Source organism: Evansella sp. AB-rgal1 (genome assembly GCF_041820985.1).
Classification (GTDB): Bacteria; Bacillota; Bacilli; order Bacillales; family Salisediminibacteriaceae; genus Evansella.
This window is the reverse complement of record NZ_JBGUAU010000009.1, coordinates 71,644-89,070: the sequence shown is the minus strand read 5'-3', so window position 1 is coordinate 89,070 and position 17,427 is coordinate 71,644. Positions and strand designations below refer to the sequence as shown.

At 37.9% G+C, this 17,427-nt stretch carries 15 protein-coding genes; 2 read left to right on the top strand and 13 right to left on the bottom strand.

Annotated features, from left to right (window positions below):
- Nucleotides 1–9: 9 nt before the first annotated feature.
- The 8 genes from leuC to ilvE all read right to left on the bottom strand — a co-directional run bounded on the left by leuC (nt 10) and on the right by ilvE (nt 10,456).
- On the bottom strand, nt 10–1,431 hold the full coding sequence (gene leuC / locus ACERII_RS09495; protein ID WP_373641851.1) for a 3-isopropylmalate dehydratase large subunit: 1,422 nt from the start codon (nt 1,429–1,431) through the stop codon (nt 10–12).
- Nucleotides 1,432–1,447: 16 nt separating this feature from the next.
- Entirely contained in the window at nt 1,448–2,557 is a 1,110-nt protein-coding gene (gene leuB, locus ACERII_RS09490; RefSeq protein ID WP_373641850.1) for a 3-isopropylmalate dehydrogenase, read from the bottom strand.
- A 50-nt stretch (nt 2,558–2,607) separates the two neighbouring features.
- Nucleotides 2,608–4,152 (bottom strand): 2-isopropylmalate synthase, encoded by a 1,545-nt coding sequence (locus ACERII_RS09485; protein ID WP_373641849.1) that lies wholly within the window; start codon nt 4,150–4,152, stop codon nt 2,608–2,610.
- Nucleotides 4,139–5,170, bottom strand: coding sequence for a ketol-acid reductoisomerase (ilvC, locus tag ACERII_RS09480; RefSeq protein ID WP_373641847.1), 1,032 nt, complete (start codon nt 5,168–5,170; stop codon nt 4,139–4,141). Before ilvC ends, ACERII_RS09485 begins: the two co-directional genes overlap by 14 nt.
- A gap of 36 nt (nt 5,171–5,206) precedes the next feature.
- Nucleotides 5,207–5,728 carry an acetolactate synthase small subunit gene (ilvN, locus tag ACERII_RS09475; protein ID WP_373641846.1) on the bottom strand — a complete coding sequence of 174 codons (522 nt, stop codon included), beginning with the start codon at nt 5,726–5,728 and terminating at the stop codon, nt 5,207–5,209.
- Nucleotides 5,725–7,452 carry an acetolactate synthase large subunit gene (gene ilvB, locus ACERII_RS09470; protein ID WP_373641843.1) on the bottom strand — a complete coding sequence of 576 codons (1,728 nt, stop codon included), beginning with the start codon at nt 7,450–7,452 and terminating at the stop codon, nt 5,725–5,727. The genes ilvN and ilvB overlap by 4 nt, the downstream gene beginning before the upstream one ends.
- A 424-nt stretch (nt 7,453–7,876) precedes the next feature.
- On the bottom strand, nt 7,877–9,544 hold the full coding sequence (gene ilvD, locus ACERII_RS09465; protein ID WP_373641842.1) for a dihydroxy-acid dehydratase: 1,668 nt from the start codon (nt 9,542–9,544) through the stop codon (nt 7,877–7,879).
- Between the two features lie 9 nt (nt 9,545–9,553).
- Nucleotides 9,554–10,456, bottom strand: a complete 903-nt coding sequence (gene ilvE, locus ACERII_RS09460; protein WP_373641841.1) for a branched-chain-amino-acid transaminase — start codon at nt 10,454–10,456, stop codon at nt 9,554–9,556.
- 608 nt (nt 10,457–11,064) lie between these two features.
- Here ilvE and ACERII_RS09455 point away from each other — a divergent pair.
- Nucleotides 11,065–12,495: a SpoVR family protein gene (locus tag ACERII_RS09455; RefSeq protein ID WP_373641840.1), complete on the top strand. Its 1,431-nt coding sequence runs from the start codon at nt 11,065–11,067 to the stop codon at nt 12,493–12,495.
- A 59-nt stretch (nt 12,496–12,554) separates the two neighbouring features.
- Here ACERII_RS09455 and ACERII_RS09450 read toward each other — a convergent pair whose 3' ends face one another.
- The 5 genes from ACERII_RS09450 to ACERII_RS09430 form a co-directional block, all read right to left on the bottom strand.
- Complete coding sequence (locus tag ACERII_RS09450) at nt 12,555–13,010, bottom strand: hypothetical protein (RefSeq protein WP_373641838.1); 456 nt, start codon at nt 13,008–13,010, stop codon at nt 12,555–12,557.
- A gap of 271 nt (nt 13,011–13,281) precedes the next feature.
- Nucleotides 13,282–13,713, bottom strand: coding sequence for a CBS domain-containing protein (locus tag ACERII_RS09445; RefSeq protein WP_373641837.1), 432 nt, complete (start codon nt 13,711–13,713; stop codon nt 13,282–13,284).
- Entirely contained in the window at nt 13,706–14,455 is a 750-nt protein-coding gene (locus ACERII_RS09440) for a P-II family nitrogen regulator (RefSeq protein ID WP_373641836.1), read from the bottom strand. Before ACERII_RS09440 ends, ACERII_RS09445 begins: the two co-directional genes overlap by 8 nt.
- A complete protein-coding gene (locus tag ACERII_RS09435) occupies nt 14,424–15,176 on the bottom strand; it encodes a DUF1538 domain-containing protein (protein WP_373641835.1) in 753 nt (250 codons plus the stop codon). The genes ACERII_RS09440 and ACERII_RS09435 overlap by 32 nt, the downstream gene beginning before the upstream one ends.
- Nucleotides 15,173–15,865: a DUF1538 domain-containing protein gene (locus ACERII_RS09430; RefSeq protein WP_373641834.1), complete on the bottom strand. Its 693-nt coding sequence runs from the start codon at nt 15,863–15,865 to the stop codon at nt 15,173–15,175. The genes ACERII_RS09435 and ACERII_RS09430 overlap by 4 nt, the downstream gene beginning before the upstream one ends.
- 603 nt (nt 15,866–16,468) lie before the next feature.
- On the opposite strand from ACERII_RS09430, the gene ACERII_RS09425 reads away from it, so the two are divergent.
- Entirely contained in the window at nt 16,469–17,395 is a 927-nt protein-coding gene (locus ACERII_RS09425; RefSeq protein ID WP_373641833.1) for a manganese-dependent inorganic pyrophosphatase, read from the top strand.
- Nucleotides 17,396–17,427 lie beyond the last annotated feature (32 nt).

The following is a 17,427-nucleotide window of genomic DNA, read 5'->3' as shown; positions in this document are numbered from 1 at the left end:
TTAGCCTCCTTATGAAGATAGTGATGGTGCAGCAAATTTACGAACGTCCACGAAATGTCCTTCAATAGCTGCAGCTGCTGCCATTTCAGGACTTACTAGATGTGTTCTTGCACCATTTCCTTGTCGTCCTTCAAAGTTTCTGTTAGATGTAGAAGCACAACGTTCTCCAGAAGGGACAATGTCGTCGTTCATTGCTAGACACATACTACATCCAGCTTCTCTCCATTGAAAACCTGCTTGCTTAAAGATAACATCTAATCCTTCCGATTCTGCCGCTATTTTCACTGTTTGTGAACCAGGAACAACGATGGCTGTAACAGATGGATTCACTTTTTTCCCACGTACAATGTTTGCAGCCCTACGTAAGTCACTGATACGTGAGTTCGTACAGGATCCAATAAAGACATGGTCGATTGTAACAGAAGTTATAGGCTGATCTGCTTCGAGACCCATATATTCTAAGGCACGCTCGATTTCTTCTTTTTCGCTAGCTGAGTTTGCTGAGCTTGGGTTAGGAACAGATGCACTTACTGGAATACCCATTCCAGGGTTGGTTCCCCAAGTTACTTGTGGTTCAATTTCTTCTGCATTGATTTCCACAGTTGCATCATAAACGGCACCTTCGTCCGTAGCTAACGCACTCCATTTTTCTACTGCTTTATCGAAATCTTCTCCTTTAGGAGCATGACGTCTACCTTTGATATATTCAAACGTTGTTTCATCAGGGCTAATGAGACCAGCTCTAGCACCTGCTTCGATGGACATGTTACAAACTGTCATTCTTTCTTCCATTGTGAGGTTACGGATTGCATCTCCTGTAAATTCCACAACATAACCAGTTCCAAAACGGACACCAAATTTCGCGATGATTGCCAATATTAAGTCTTTTGCAGTTACACCAACACCTAGATTACCATTTACTTTTACATTTAACGTTTTTGGCGGTGCTTGCCATAGTGTTTGTGTTGCTAGTACATGTTCTACTTCGCTTGTACCAATACCGAATGCGAGGGCACCGAAGGCACCGTGTGTAGAAGTATGACTGTCTCCACAAACAATTGTTTTACCAGGCTGTGTTAAACCTAATTCTGGTCCAATAACGTGTACAATCCCTTGGTCAGGGTGATCAATATCAGCTAAAGGAACACCAAATTCCTCACAATTTGTTTTCAATGTTTCCATTTGTTTTTTAGACACTGGATCTTTGATAAAGTAACGATCAAGTGTTGGAACGTTGTGATCCATTGTAGCAAATGTTCGATCAGGACGGCGAACTTTACGGTTTGCTAATCGTAATCCCTCAAATGCTTGAGGAGAGGTTACCTCATGAACAAGATGAAGATCTATATAGAGTAGATCAGGTTTATTTACTTCACGATGAACAATATGTTGTTCCCAAATTTTTTCAATAATTGTTTTTTGATTAGACATTTTATCACTCCTTACCTTAGCTATAACAACCTAAAATGCTGATCGTTGCACTTTCTGATTTAATAAATTCAACAATAAGTTTTGTCATTGTATTTGTATCAACTTTATGACCTTCGCCTTGAAGCTTGAGGTCTGCCGTATGGTACCCATCATTAAGGACTGCTTCTACAGCCTCTTCTATTAAATTTGCTTCTTTATCTAGATGGAAGGAGTGCTTGAGCATTAGAGCAGTTGATAATATCATTGCAAGTGGATTCGCAATTCCTTGACCGGCAATGTCAGGAGCAGATCCGTGAACTGGCTCATATAAACCGAAACTATCATCTCGCAAACTAGCAGAAGGTAACATTCCTAGTGAACCAGTTAACACAGATGCTTCATCACTTAAAATATCACCAAACATATTCTCCGTTACGATAACATCAAACTCTGTAGGTGCAGTGATGAGCTTCATTGCAGTTGCATCTACTAGTGTGTGCTCGACTGTGACATCAGGGTATTGAGCTTTTTTCTCTTCCACCACTTCCCGCCATAGCTTACTAGATTCTAAAACATTCGCTTTGTCAACGGACGTCAAATGCTTTCTTCGTCGTTGTGCACATTGGAAGGCATTATCTACGATTCTTTCAATTTCTGCTTTTGTATAAGCGAGTGTGTCCACAACAGACTGGCCGTCTTCACTACGTTCACTTGGAGTTCCAAAGTATAGACCACCTGTTAACTCACGAACGATAAGAAGATCACTACCGGCTACAACACTTTCTTTTAAAGGAGAAGCATGTAATAACTTTTTGAACCCCTTAACAGGTCGTAAGTTTGCAAATAAATCTAGCTCTTTTCGAATTCCTAGTAATCCTCGTTCAGGTCGAAGGTGAGAAGGGTTATTATCCCATTTCGGACCACCAACAGCACCTAGTAGTACTGCATCAGCTTCTTTACATGCTTTCACTGTTTCATCTGGAAGGGGAGTACCGTGTTTATCGATCGATATTCCACCAATATCATGAGTGCTAAAGGTAAATGAATGGTTAAATTCATCGGCTATTGCTTCTAATACCTCTTTTGCTGATTCGATTACTTCGGCACCGATACCATCACCAGGAAGTAACACGATTTTCTTTTTCATAATAGTACCTCCTCGTTTTTTATACGCTCCTAGAAGCGATAAACTTTACTTTAAAGATTCGCAGTTTCTTTTTGATAGGAATGTTGTTTAATGAACACGCGATTTACTGCATTTAAAAATGCCTTTGCAGATGCTTCTAATACATCCTGTGCAGATCCACGTCCACTAACAGAAATATCATTCACAGTCATTTTGATATGAGCCTGTGCTAGTGCATCTCGACCTGAACCGATAGAATTCAAGCGATAATCTGTTAAATGAATTTTTTCTTCAATTAATGCTTCTAACGTATTATAAAGTGCTTCTACACTACCTTTTCCAGTACAGGCAGCCTCCACATGTTCTCCATCTGGAGTTGTAAGAGCAACTGTAGCTGTAGGAATATTAGAAGAACCATATTGGACTTGGAATGATTCAAGTTCGTATTTTTTCACATCTTTTACGTCCGTTTGAATATCTGTTAAAATCGTAAATAAGTCATCATCCGTTACTTCTTTTTTACGATCTGTTAATTGCTTAAAAGCTTGGAATGCTTCTGTGATTTTCTCATCTGTAAATTGATAACCTAGTTGAATAACTTTATCTTTAAATGCGTGTCTGCCAGAATGCTTACCAAGCACTAAATCATTGGACAAAACGCCTACTAATTCAGGAGTAATAATTTCATACGTTGCTGCATTTTTTAATACTCCATCTTGGTGAATACCAGATTCATGAGCAAATGCATTTTTTCCAACAACGGCTTTGTTGCCTGGAACAGCCATGCCTGTTAGCTTACTAACAAGATCACTCGTTCTTTTGATTTCTTTTAAAACTAGATTAGTAGTAAATGGATATTTATCTGCACGAATATTCAACGCAACTGCAATCTCTTCAAGGGCTGCATTTCCAGCTCTTTCTCCAATACCATTAATTGTTCCTTCTATTTGAGTTGCACCGTTCTTAATGGCTGCCATTGTATTAGCAACTGCCATACCTAAATCATTATGGCAATGTGCGGATAAAACAACTTTATCAATATTACGAACATTTTCTCTTACATAACGGAATAAATAGCCGTATTCTTCTGGAGTAGTATAACCAACCGTGTCCGGAAGATTAATCACGGTTGCTCCAGCGTCAATCACTTTTTCAATTATCTTTACTAAATAATCAATATCAGAGCGAGAAGCATCTTCGGCAGACCATTCTACATTAGGAAAGTTTCGTCTTGCATAAGAAACCATATCAACAGCAGTGGAAATAACTTGGTCTGGTGTCTTCTTCAGCTTATAAGTCATATGGATAGGGGAGGTAGCTAGGAAGATATGAAGACTAGGCTCTGCCGCATCTTTTAACGCATCCCAAGCGATATCAATATCCGATTTTTTTGCTCTTGCAAGACCTGTTACAGCTGCGTTTTTGATGGTTCTAGCAATGTTTCTTACGCCTTCGAAATCTCCTTGAGAGGAAGCTGGAAAACCAGCCTCCATAATATCTACACCGAAACGTTCTAGTTGTTTAGCAATCTCTAATTTTTCAAGTTGATTCAAATTAACCCCAGGAGATTGTTCACCATCTCTCAGTGTTGTGTCAAAGACGTTAATTCGAGACATTTGTGACCACTTCCTTTTTAGAGTTTTGTGGTTTCTTAACAAATGGCATTAACTCACGAAGTTCCTTTCCTACTTTTTCAATTTGGTGTGTACTTTCTTTTGCATTAATAGCGGTAAACTGTGGACGATTTGCTTGGTTTTCAAGAATCCATCCATGTGCAAATTTACCAGTTTGAATGTCTGTTAACACTTCTTTCATACGAGCTTTAGTTTCTTCGTTTACAACTCTAGGACCTGATACGAAGTCGCCCCACTGAGCAGTGTCAGAGATAGAGTAGCGCATTCCTTCAAGACCACCCTCATACATAAGGTCAACGATCAATTTTAATTCATGTAAACACTCGAAATAGGCAACTTCAGGTTGATAACCAGCTTCTGTTAATGTTTCAAAACCTGCTTTTACTAGACTTGTTAAACCACCACATAGTACTGCTTGCTCTCCGAATAGATCTGTTTCTGTTTCCTCTTGGAAAGTTGTTTCTAAGATTCCAGCGCGGCCGCCACCAACACCTTTTGCGTAAGCTAATGCAAGGTCTTTTGCTGCTCCTGTAGCATCTTGGAAAACAGCATATAATGCAGGTACCCCAGCACCTTCTGTAAATGTTCTACGAACTAAATGTCCAGGACCTTTTGGTGCAACAAGGAATACATCCACATCAGCAGGAGGAACGATTTGGTTAAAGTGAACGTTAAAACCGTGTGCGAATGCTAATGCATTTCCAGGTTGTAGATTTGGCTTGATGCTCTCTTCATAAATTTTTGGTTGATACTCGTCAGGGAGAAGAACCATTACTACATCTGCTTGTGCAGTTGCTTCAGCTACTGTTGTAACCTCAACTCCGTCTTCAACTGCTTTATCCCAAGACTTACCTTGTCTTAAACCTACTACAACATCGAATCCACTTTCTTTTAAGTTAAGGGCATGTGCGTGTCCTTGAGATCCATACCCGATAATTGCAACTTTCTTCGCTTTTAAAACCTCTTCATTGATATTGTTGTTGTAAAGTACTTTTGTCATGTTAAATACATCCTCTCTGATTGTGTGTTTTATTTTTTATTTTAATAGGGAATAACTCGTTAATTCTGTTACTTGAGGTTGATGACCTCGTAAGAATGCTGTAACACCAGTTCTTGCTAGTTCTTTAATTCCATATGGGCGAAGTAAGTCGATAAGTGCTTCGATTTTGTCTGGTTTACCTGTTACTTGAACGGTTAAACTGTCTTTACTTACATCGATAATGGAAGCTCGAAACGGCTCAATAATTCCTTGAATCTCACTTCGAAGCTGACTACTGCTTAGGACTTTCACTAACGCCAGCTCTCGAGCCACAATTGCTTTGTCTGTAATATCGGATACTTTTAAAACATCTATTTGCTTATTTAGTTGTTTTGTTAGTTGCTCTAACTTTTGATTGTCTTCCACATCAACGACTAACGTCATGCGTGAAATGCTATCGACTTCTGTTCTTCCAACAGAGATACTTTCAATATTAAATTGACGTTTTTGCATTAATCCAGTAATTCGGTTTAATACACCACTGCGGTTTTGAACAGTGGCAGTTATGATTCGTTTCATGGTTTCACCCCTATCATTTCATGTAGCCCTTTTCCTGGAGCAATCATTGGATAGACATTTTCTTGTTGTAATACTCGACAGTCTAAAAGCATTGGGCCGTCATAAGCAAATACTTCCGGAAGAACATTGATAAGGTCTTCCTGGTTATCAATCTTCATCCCTTTAATATCATAGCTATCAGCAAGTTTTACAAAATCAGGCTGAACGCTTAGTAATGATTCGGAGTAACGACTTTCATAGAACGTTTCTTGCCATTGTCTTACCATTCCTAATGCCCCGTTGTTTACAATAATGATTTTAATTGGTAATCCTCGTTCTTGAAGTACTGATAGTTCTTGCATTGTCATTTGGAACCCACCGTCCCCGACAACAGCGACAACTGTGGAATCAGGTTCAGCAAACTGTGCACCAATAGCAGCAGGGAAGCCAAAGCCCATTGTTCCTAGACCACCGGACGTTACCCAACGATTCGGTTTATTGAATGTGTAGTATTGTGCTGCCCACATTTGATGCTGTCCAACGTCTGTTGTGATGATAGCATTTCCATCGGTAACTTTGTGCAAAGCCTTCATCAACCATTGAGGAATCATTTCCTTTTGCGGATTATTGAACCACAGTGGATACTCCTCTTTTTGCGTACTCAATTTATTTAGCCAGCTATAATGATCAGGTGACTGCTTCACTTGAAGTAGCAATTGTCTTAATGCCTCTTTTGAATCCGCAACGATAGGGATTTGAGTGTGAACATTTTTTCCAATCTCTGCTGGATCAATATCAATATGAGCTACTGTTGCAGTAGGAGCAAAATGTTCTAAGTTACCTGTTAATCTGTCATCGAAACGAGCACCAATATTAATTAGTAGATCACATTCATATAAAGCCATATTTGCTGTGTACGTTCCATGCATCCCAGCCATACCAAGTGCCAATTCATGGTCACCTGGAAAACTACCTAAGCCTAGAAGCGTTGTAGTTACTGGTAAAGAGTGTTTTTCAGCGAAAGCTACTAGTTCGTCTGTTGCTTTTCCGAACAGAACACCTGCACCAGCAAGAATCACTGGTTTTTGCGCTGTTGCTATAGAGTCGGCTAGTTTCTTTATTTGTAATGGATTTGGCTTGATCGTTGGTTGGTAACCAGGTAAGTGAAATTCTGTATCAAATGTGTCGCCACATGGGTTCGCAGATATATCTTTCGGAATATCCACTACAACTGGACCCGGTCTTCCTGTGGAAGCTATATGAAATGCTTCCTTGACGATTCTAGGTAAATCTCGAACGTCTTGAATTTGATAATTTTGTTTCGTAATCGGTGTTGTAAGACCCATCACATCTGCTTCTTGGAATGCATCTGTACCAATGACACCACGAGCAACCTGCCCTGTGAAAATTACGAGTGGTAAGGAATCCATCATGGCATCCGCAATACCTGTTATTAAGTTTGTAGCTCCAGGACCAGACGTTGCAATCACAACTCCAGGTTTACCAGAAACACGAGCATAGCCTTCAGCTGCATGGATTGCTCCTTGTTCATGTCTCGTTAAAATGTGTTCAAAGGTAGCTTTATCTTTTGCTCGGTATAATGCATCGTAAATTGGTAAAACTGCACCTCCTGGGTATCCAAAGATTGTTTTCACTTCCTCCTCAATCAACGTCTGTACGAGAAGATCTGCTCCCGTTCTTGGCTTTGTCACTTTTTGGGTTTCCGGTTTTGTTTCAACATTCACCTTTAATCCCTCCTAATTTTTTTAATACTATAATCTATCATTTATAAAACTCTTATTTTTGAACCTTGTTTACATTTTTTTTCAAAGACAAAAAGACCTATTTCTTCCCAAATAAACCACAGTTCTTTTGTGGATTAACGGGGAGAAAAGGTCTTTTCCTTTTCACGGTACCACCCGGTTTTGCAGTATTTTCACAAACACTGCCTCATGAAGCTCCATCGTTACGAATGTGCTTCTTTTGATAACAGGTGTTCTAAAGAACACCTGGCTAAGCCTACTTAGAAATGACCGTTCAGCTTACCACTCAGGGATGATGTCAGAATAAGGTGTATTTCCGGGCTTCCAGCAACCCCGGCTCTCTGTGAATACTAGAACTTATTCCTTTATTCCCGTCATCGTTTTATTATTTGTAATTGTCAAAAAACTATATTTTCATTACTCCGCCTGTATTAGCGGATGTTACCAACTTAGCATATCTAGCTAAGTAGCCTTTTTTAATCTTTGGCTCTGGTTTCGTAAATGTTTCTTTTCGTTTTGTTAACTCGCTTTCTTCCACGAGTAATTCAATGGACCGAGCGTCTAAATCAATTAGGATCGGGTCACCATTTTTCACAAAAGCGATAGGACCACCTTCCGCAGCTTCTGGTGAGATATGCCCGATAGAAATTCCTCGACTTGCTCCAGAGAAACGACCATCGGTAATTAATGCAACCTCTTTATCAAGCTTTCTACCAGCAATTGCAGAGGTAGGAGCTAACATTTCTGGCATCCCTGGTCCGCCTTTAGGACCTTCGTAACGAATTACTACTACATGACCTGATTGGACAGTACCATCGTTTATTCCAGCTAACGCTTCGTCCTGAGATTCAAATACGATTGCCTCACCAAGGAATTTCTTAATAGCTGGATCAACTGCTCCTACTTTTATTACTCCACCATTTGGTGCTAGGTTACCGTGGAGAATGGAGAGTCCACCAACAGGACTATATGGGTTATCTTTCGAGCGGATGACATCATCATTTAAGATTTTTGCATCTTTTACGTTTTCAGATATGCTTTTACCAGTAATCGTAATTTGATCTCTATTAATAAGTCCTTCAATTTTACAAAGCTCATTTATAATGGCACTAACTCCACCTGCTAAATGTACATCATGCATAGAGTAGTCAGATGCTGGACTTATTTTTGAAAGGTAAGGAACCTTTTCAGCAATGCGATTAATGTCATGTAAGTCATATTCAATTCCAGCTTCATGTGCGATTGCTAATGTATGAAGAACAGTATTGGTAGAACCACCCATTGCCATATCTAAAGCAAATGCATTATCAAATGTTTCCTTCGTTAATATATCACTTGGTTTAATATCTTTTTTTACTAAATCCATTAAATGGTTTGCCGCTTCGTAAATAAGTCTATGACGTTCATCTGAAGTTGCTAGCATTGTACCGTTACCAGGTACTGTCATTCCTAGCATTTCCATAAGCGAATTCATGGAATTTGCAGTAAACATACCTGAACAGGATCCACAGGTTGGACAAGCACTTGTTTCTAATGCCGCTAACTCTTCCCGTGACATTGTACCTTGGTGGTAAGCACCAACACCTTCAAACACAGAAACGAGAGAGAGGTTTTGACCTGTTGAGGAAACACCTGCTTCCATCGGACCACCGGATACAAAGACAGAAGGTACGTTCGTTCTCGCTGCTGCCATTAGCATACCTGGTGTAATTTTATCGCAGTTAGGAATATAGAATACTCCATCGAACCAGTGAGCATTGATTACTGTTTCTGCACTGTCTGCGATAATCTCTCGGCTTGGAAGTGAGTAGCGCATTCCAATATGACCCATTGCTATTCCGTCGTCAACACCGATCGTATTGAATTCAAATGGAATTCCACCTGCTTCACGTATCGCTTGTTTTACAACTTCTGCAAACTTATTTAGGTGCATATGGCCTGGAATAATATCAATATATGAATTACAAACCCCGATAAATGGCTTATCTAAATCTCTTGTTTTTACCCCTGCTGCGTGTAATAGACTACGATGGGGAGCGCGGTCTATACCTTTTTTAATCATATCACTACGCATGATATCCTCCTAACCTACTATTGCTCGATTTGGCGAATAGCAGTGAACTCCGTCTGTTGTTACAATTTTTCTAAATTGTTCTAATAAATGGTTTGTAATGTCTCCTGGTTTCCCATCGTTGATTCTACGATTATCTACTTTTACAACGGAGATTACTTCAGCAGCAGTACCGGTTAAGAATACTTCATCTGCAACATAGACATCATGTCTTGTAAACGGTTCTTCTTTTACTTCATAGCCTAATTTCTTTGCGATATCCATAATGGCGTTTCGAGTAATTCCTTCGAGCGCTCCTAGATAAACCGGCGGTGTATAAAGAACTCCATTTTTTACGATAAAAATATTATCTGCTGATCCTTCTGTAACATAACCTTGATCATTCAGCATCAGTGCTTCATCTGCACCTGCTTGATTTGCTTCTAATTTAACAAGTATATTATTCAGATAATTTAATGATTTAATTTGTGGACTTAATACATCCGGACGATTTCTTCGACTTGCAACGGATGCAACATGTAATCCTCGTTCGTATAGTTCCTTAGGGAAAAGAGCTAACTCCTCGGCTATAACGATGACTCGAGGACTAGAGCAGAAGGTAGGATCCAGTCCGAGACTTCCAGGTCCACGAGAGACAACGACACGAAGATAAGCACTTTTTAGTTCGTTCTTTTTAATGGTCTCAACGATAATATGCTGTAGTTCCTCTTTCGTATAAGGAATCTCTAACATAATGGAATGAGCTGATTCATACAGGCGCTTTAAATGCTCTGCAAGTCGAAAGATGTTACCACTGTAAGCTCGAATTCCTTCGAACACCCCGTCTCCATATAAGAATCCATGATCATAAACAGATACGACTGCTTCTTCCTTTTTTACAAACTTGTCGTTTAAAAATATCCATTGACTGTTCATACGTTTCCACTCCTTCCCTTTAAAATTGAAAAACGCTAGTGCATTAAAGTGAAAATATAAATTATTAGCCATTGATTTATCTCGAGAATCGAAGTCACAATCAAAGGCTTCATGTTCTGTGGAATAATAAAATCAAATTGTTTGAAGTTTTAAATTATTGTATGTTTACGCAATTCTACATCCAAATAAATAGAAGGTCAACAGTATTATGGTAAATTTTCTGACAGTTGCGATAATTGAGACATGTTGTAATCGTTTTCATTATTGGTAAATAAGGAAAAATGATATTGGACTAAGTGCAAATGTAAATTTTTTTAAAGCGCTTCCAACCACTGTGGATGAACAAGTGTTTCGCCTACATGAACAGTTATTCAAAGACTATTTTTGTTTTAACTACCATTTTTATGAAAATTTATACAGGAGAATAGTGTTAACTTATCGAGTATCGCTAATTTGGATGCTACTATTACCAGTTGCTTCAGTCTGTTAGATTTCCATCCACGGGTTCAAAAAAAGAGGTTGAGGGGAAATAAATAGTATGTTTTCTTCATCATCTTGTTCGCTTGTTCATAAACTGTGTTAAACAATTGTTTTGGGAGGGTGAACCAATGACGACAGAATCAGAATCGAAACAACTGGTAAAAGCGATTGAGGAGATTACAGAGATTGCAGAGGGTTTCGGACTAGATTTTTATGAGATGAGATATGAGATTTGTCCAGCAGATATTATTTATACGTTTGGTGCTTACGGTATGCCTACAAGATTTTCTCATTGGAGTTTTGGAAAACAATTCCATAAAATGAAACTACAGTACGACTTAGGGTTAAGTAAAATATACGAACTTGTAATTAATTCAGACCCTTGTTACGCTTTTTTACTAGATACCAACTCTATGATCCAAAATAAGTTAATCATTGCTCACGTATTAGCACACTGTGACTTTTTCAAGAACAATGCACGGTTTTCAAATACGAGAAGAGATATGGTAGAAAGTATGACGGCAACAGCAGAACGAGTCGCACATTATGAAATGGTTCATGGTAGAAAAGAAGTGGAAGAATTTCTAGATGCTGTTCTAGCTATTCAAGAGCATATTGACCCTAGTCTTGTGAGACCAAAGCTTTCTTGGTCCAATGACGATATTTGGGAAGCGGATGAAGAAGAAGAGACGAAGGAATCTCCTTATGATGATTTATGGTCATTAGATGAAAAGAAAGCTAAGACAGGATCACATTCAAAGAAAAAATGGAAAAAGAAACTCCCTCCTCAACCAGAAAAAGATATTTTATTGTTTATTGAAGAATATAGTAGAGAGCTTGAGGATTGGCAACGAGATATACTTACGATGATGAGAGAGGAAATGCTATATTTTTGGCCACAACTCGAAACGAAAATAATGAATGAAGGTTGGGCTTCCTATTGGCATCAGCGCATTATTCGAGAAATGGACCTGACTTCAGATGAGTCAATAGAGTTTGCCAAGCTAAATGCAGGTGTTGTTCAACCATCGAAAACACAAATAAATCCTTATTATGTAGGGTTAAAGATATTTGAAGATATTGAAGAAAGGTATAATAATCCAACACTTGATATGAGAGAAAGACAAGGCGTTAAGTCAAACAGTGGCCGTGAAAAAATGTTTGAAGTACGAGAAATTGAATCCGATATTTCTTTTATTCGAAACTATTTAACCAAAGACTTAGTTATGAGAGAAGATATGTATTTGTTCCAAAAGAAAGGGAGAGAGTACAAAATTGTTGATAAAGAATGGGAAAATGTAAGAGACCAATTAATAAGTAGTCGAGTAAATGGTGGTTTTCCGTATATTGTTGTTAAAGATGGTGACCATTTAAAAAATGGAGAGCTATATTTAACTCATGAATTTGAGGGCATCGAATTAGATACACAATATTTGGAAAAAACATTACCGTATTTATATGTATTATGGGGACGTTCCGTTCATATGGAAACAGTATTAGCAGAAAGAAGAATTGTATTTACGTATGATGGGAAAAAGATTCATAAACGGTATGTATAAATAAAGGTACGGTGATTACGACACTGAAAGGGGAAGAATTCCTCTTCCGTGTCGTTTTTTTAATAAGCCTCTTTCTTTATTAGTACTTTTTTGATTATTGTACCGACAATTAAACCTGGAATTACAAAGGACATTGGTAACCACATAGGACCAATCAAATGACCAAATATGGTGAATTTTGGGGATAAGATTAATCCAAATGTTACGAAATAAGCACAAAAAACAAAGGGGATAGATGAGTAACGTTGTTTATTCCCACCGGCATCTCGATAAGCATCATACATTGCGAAGAAGTATAGACAAGGATAAAACATCAACCAGAGATAGTTTGTATTCGTAATTGCTTGTTCTATATCACCTAAAAAACTAAAAATAATTATTTCATTAAAATTTGCTTGAACATTGATTAGTATTTCTAAGAAAACGAAAATAAACCCTTTTACATACCGTCCATTTAAAATTTGGGGAAATCCAGGTAAAGCGATACTCCATAATAATGATTCAGTCGTATTCACATAGGTTGCTCCTTATATACTTGGTAGTGTAGCAGGAAAAATAAGCAACTGAAAAAGTTTCGCACTTACCCTTCTTTCAATGTGCATGAAAAATATGTACTGTTTGAGTACGTTGTTTTACAAAGAGTCAAGATCAAAGGTATTAAAAAGTTGATGTATGCTTTTTCAGTTACTACAGTAAAAGTGCACGGGGTTATATTTTTCCACAAATTATTGCACATATTCCTGTACAGTAAAAATGACACAAATCTGTCACAAATATATAAGTGTATTAAAGTTCTGTTATCATTTCATATGCATTTAAATCACCAATCACTTTGTTTGCTTTATCTATAACAGGTATATCTTCTATCCCATGTTGAATCATTCTTTGTAACGCTACTTCTAGTGGATCATCCAACATAACAAAGATGGGGGATCTCATAATATCTCTAGCAAAACTATTCTCTGCCACAGAATAATAAATGGAACTTTTTTTAAATGAACTACTATTTGTTAAGTTTTTTTGAATGGAAATTGATTTTAACAAGTCTCTGATTGTAATTATTCCCATTAGCTTTCCTGTCTGGTCAATAACATAGATACTCCGTTTTACAGGGTTCATTTGCTGAAATTCCTTCCCTATATCCTTCGTCGGGAAAGTGTCAAGAATTAGTGAAGGGGATTTTGATATTTTCTTGTATACTTCCTCTACTTTAGGCATCAGTGTCACCAACTTCTTCATTGACTATTTGATTGAGGATATGATTAATACCTATAGTTTTTTCTACTTCTAAGACAAATGCAATCCCTTTTCCAGGTTTGTTTAACTCCGTATCCTCATTGATTTGTTCTAGCACAGCATTTGTCTTTACTCGATTTATTAATGTTAATACCACTTCTTTTTCAGGCTCGATCATAATATTGAGAAATTTCGCTTGTTCGTGTATACCTGTTCCTCTACCTGTCAGAATAGTTCCTCCTTCGGCTCCAGCTTTCTTCGATGCTGTCACAACTTTATCAGAGTCACCTTTATTCACAATCGTAACGATCAAGTCATACAAAACTGGCTGTTGTTCTTCCATTGTTAATGTTCCCCCTTCTGCGGTTTCTTCCGTAGAAGATAATTTTATACCTAGTAAGTGACTGATTCCAAAAATAAATTTAGTGTTAATAACTATTGCGAGACCAGTTCCAGGCTTGTTCAATTTTCCTTCTTCCTGAATTGTTTTTGTAACAGTTTTGACTAATTCATTCTTTACAATCGTAATAATTACTTCCTTTTCTGGAGTTACTGGAATTCCAAGAAATGTTTTATTTTCATGAACACCTGTTCCACGTCCAAATAAAATCGTTCCCCCTTCAGCTCCAGCCTTTTTTGATGCACTAACAATTTTTTTTGCATGTCCTTTTTTTACGATGGTAATAAGTAATTTATGTTTCAGATTTACTATGCTTTCTATCACGTTCTCGCCCCTTTCCTTCAAATAATAAGCCAAGAGTGAGAACAGAGATGATTGGTGAAAGTGCAACTAAAGCAATCATTCCAAATCCATCCAAAAGTGGATCTCTTCCTTCTATTACAGACGCAACTCCCACTGCAATGGCTAAGATAAAGGTCACTGTCATCGGTCCTGTAGCTACTCCTCCTGAATCGAATGCAATTGCTGTAAATCTCCTGGATGAAAAGAACATCATAAGCAGGGCTATGGAATAACCTGGGATAATGAAATACCATAAAGGTATGCCTACTAATATTCTAACCATGGAAATAGCTATTGAAAACGCTACTCCTATAGAAAGGGTATATAACATAATCTTTTGAGAGATATACCCCCCAGAAACTTTTTCTACTTCATGATTCAAGATCCTTACAGCCGGTTCTGCAAAGGTTGCTACAAATCCGAATACGAAGCCGATGGGAATAAGGATCCAACGGTAAGAAATCGTTCCTAACTTTTCACCAATTAATGTTCCAACAGGAAAAAATCCTACTTCCACTCCTTGTAAGAAAAAAGCTAATCCAAAGAAAGCTAGTACCATTCCTTTTCCTATATTGATAAGTTTTTGTTTTTCTAATTTTAAAAAGAAGAATTGGAAAATAAGAAAGAATATAATTAATGGTACTAATGCGAATGTTACCTCTTGTATTACGTGGCCAAAGCCTTTGAAGACATGAATAGTCATCCGTAAATCACCCCCAAGATTAGGACTGCTATAATTGGTCCGATGGAGGCAAGTGCCACTAAGCCGAAACTATCAGTGGAAGAGGTCTTTCCTCTAATTACAGACGCTACACCAACGCCTAAAGCTAAAATAAATGGAACTGTCATTGGGCCCGTTGTAACTCCTCCAGCATCAAAGGAAATTGGGATGAAGCTAGCAGGTGTAAATGATGCAAGTAAAAATACAACACCATAACCACCCATTAATAAATACGTTATTTTAATGTTAAAAATAATACGAAGCATTGCTAGAAGGACAAAGATACCAACTCCTAATGCTACAGAATAAACTAAGACGTTTCTCGAAATTTCTCCTCCAGAAACTTGATCCACCTGAAGTGCAAGTACACGTACATCTGGTTCAGCAACAGTAACGACAAAACCTAGTAGGAAGCCGAAAAATAGTATCAGGTAAAGTTTGCCTGTCTTTGGAAGAGCGGATCCGATCATCTCCCCTACAGGAAGTAGTCCAATATGAACTCCTAACAAAAATAAAATAAGGCCAACACTAACAAATAGAACTCCTACAAGGAACTGCACAAAAGCTTCTATTGGTAGCCAAAGGATGGAAAATTGGAGTATGAAAACAACCAGTGTAATCGGCATTACTGCTAATACAACTTCTTTTATGGTGTCTTTTATTTCTTGCATTGTATTCCCCCTCTACTTGTTTTTTCCTAATATAATATATTATGAAACATGTTTTTCCATAACGATCATTTATATTTATATACTTCTTTAAAGAAACTGAAATACCTTTGCAATTAAGCAAAATTTATAGTTAAGTTGGTGATATACCATGTCGTCGCTGCATTTGGAAAAGGAGAACAAGTTGAAATGTCGCGGGAGAGGGGGCCGCGCGACATTCAGCAACACGTATTTTCGAGGGTAGGCTCCCATGCAAGTGGAATTTGCACCATGAAGGATGAAAATACGTTATGAAGTATATTAGTACTATTAACTTTATATGGAATGAGCGCAGGTCCACGAACTCCAGTGGGAAGTAGAGTAAAGGCGAGACACCGCAGCGACGGAGTCGTGAGGAGGCTCGGCAACTCCCCACAGGAAAGGAGTGGACCGTAGCGAATGGAATAATTACTAACAAAGTTAGTAATACATGATAAGTTAACAACTAATTGAGATCACTTATTTCCAGGATAGACATAAAAAAATCCATTTCCCCTAAAAAAATTAGTTTCATTTATTGATTTCAATTGAACGAAATGGTAGAAATATAAAGAAGGAGTGATTAATGTGGAAAAAGTACTTATTTTCGGTCATAAAAATCCTGATACAGATACAATCTGTTCCGCAATTGCCTATGCAGACTTAAAGAAAAAACTAGGCGTAGATTGTGAGCCAGTGCGATTAGGGGAAGTAAATGGAGAAACACAATTTGCATTAAATTTCTTTAAACAGGATGCACCACGACTTGTTGCAACAGTAGCAAATGAAACAAACAACGTTATTTTAGTGGATCATAACGAATTTCAACAAAGTGTAGCGGATATTAAAGATGTTCGTGTATTAGAAGTAATTGACCACCACCGTATTTCCAATTTTGAAACAAGTGATCCTTTGTACTATCGTGCAGAACCAGTTGGTTGTACAGCAACAATTTTGAACAAGCTGTATAAAGAAAATGGTGTAACAATTGAAAAAGAAGTTGCTGGTTTAATGCTATCTGCAATTATTTCAGACTCTTTATTATTTAAATCACCAACATGTACAGAGGAAGATGTAGCAGCAGCAAAAGAACTAGCAGAAATTGCAGGAGTAGATAGTGAAGCATATGGGTTAGATATGCTTAAAGCTGGTGCAGACCTAAGTGATAAAACAGTAGCAGAGCTTATTTCCTTAGATGCGAAAGAATTCCAAATGGGGGCTTCCAAAGTAGAAGTCGCTCAAGTGAACGCGGTAGACGTGAATGAAGTTTTAGCGCTTCAAAGTGATCTTGAAAGGGAAATTACCTCTGTTATAGACAGCAAAGGGCTGGATCTCTTCGTACTAGTAGTTACAGATATCTTAAACAACGACTCTGTTGCTCTTGCCTTAGGGAAAGAAGCGAAAGCAGTGGAAACAGCATTTAATGTAACGTTGGAAAACAATACTGCAACTCTTGCAGGAGTAGTTTCCCGTAAAAAACAAGTAGTTCCACAATTGACGGATGCACTAAAGTGAATAAAAAGAGAGGGTATCAACGTGTGTTGATT

Excerpts from the sequence above, each read along its gene's own strand:
- ACERII_RS09445 (WP_373641837.1), bottom strand. The coding sequence starts at position 13,713 with ATGCCTAAAGTAGAGGAAGTATACAAGAAAATATCAAAATCCCCTTCA.
- ACERII_RS09430 (WP_373641834.1), bottom strand. The coding sequence starts at position 15,865 with ATGCAAGAAATAAAAGACACCATAAAAGAAGTTGTATTAGCAGTAATG.
- ilvD (WP_373641842.1), bottom strand. The coding sequence starts at position 9,544 with ATGCGTAGTGATATGATTAAAAAAGGTATAGACCGCGCTCCCCATCGT.
- ACERII_RS09455 (WP_373641840.1), top strand. The coding sequence starts at position 11,065 with ATGACGACAGAATCAGAATCGAAACAACTGGTAAAAGCGATTGAGGAG.
- ACERII_RS09485 (WP_373641849.1), bottom strand. The coding sequence starts at position 4,152 with ATGTCTCGAATTAACGTCTTTGACACAACACTGAGAGATGGTGAACAA.
- ilvE (WP_373641841.1), bottom strand. The coding sequence starts at position 10,456 with ATGAACAGTCAATGGATATTTTTAAACGACAAGTTTGTAAAAAAGGAA.
- leuB (WP_373641850.1), bottom strand. The coding sequence starts at position 2,557 with ATGAAAAAGAAAATCGTGTTACTTCCTGGTGATGGTATCGGTGCCGAA.
- ilvN (WP_373641846.1), bottom strand. The coding sequence starts at position 5,728 with ATGAAACGAATCATAACTGCCACTGTTCAAAACCGCAGTGGTGTATTA.
- ACERII_RS09435 (WP_373641835.1), bottom strand. The coding sequence starts at position 15,176 with ATGACTATTCATGTCTTCAAAGGCTTTGGCCACGTAATACAAGAGGTA.
- leuC (WP_373641851.1), bottom strand. The coding sequence starts at position 1,431 with ATGTCTAATCAAAAAACAATTATTGAAAAAATTTGGGAACAACATATT.
- ilvC (WP_373641847.1), bottom strand. The coding sequence starts at position 5,170 with ATGACAAAAGTACTTTACAACAACAATATCAATGAAGAGGTTTTAAAA.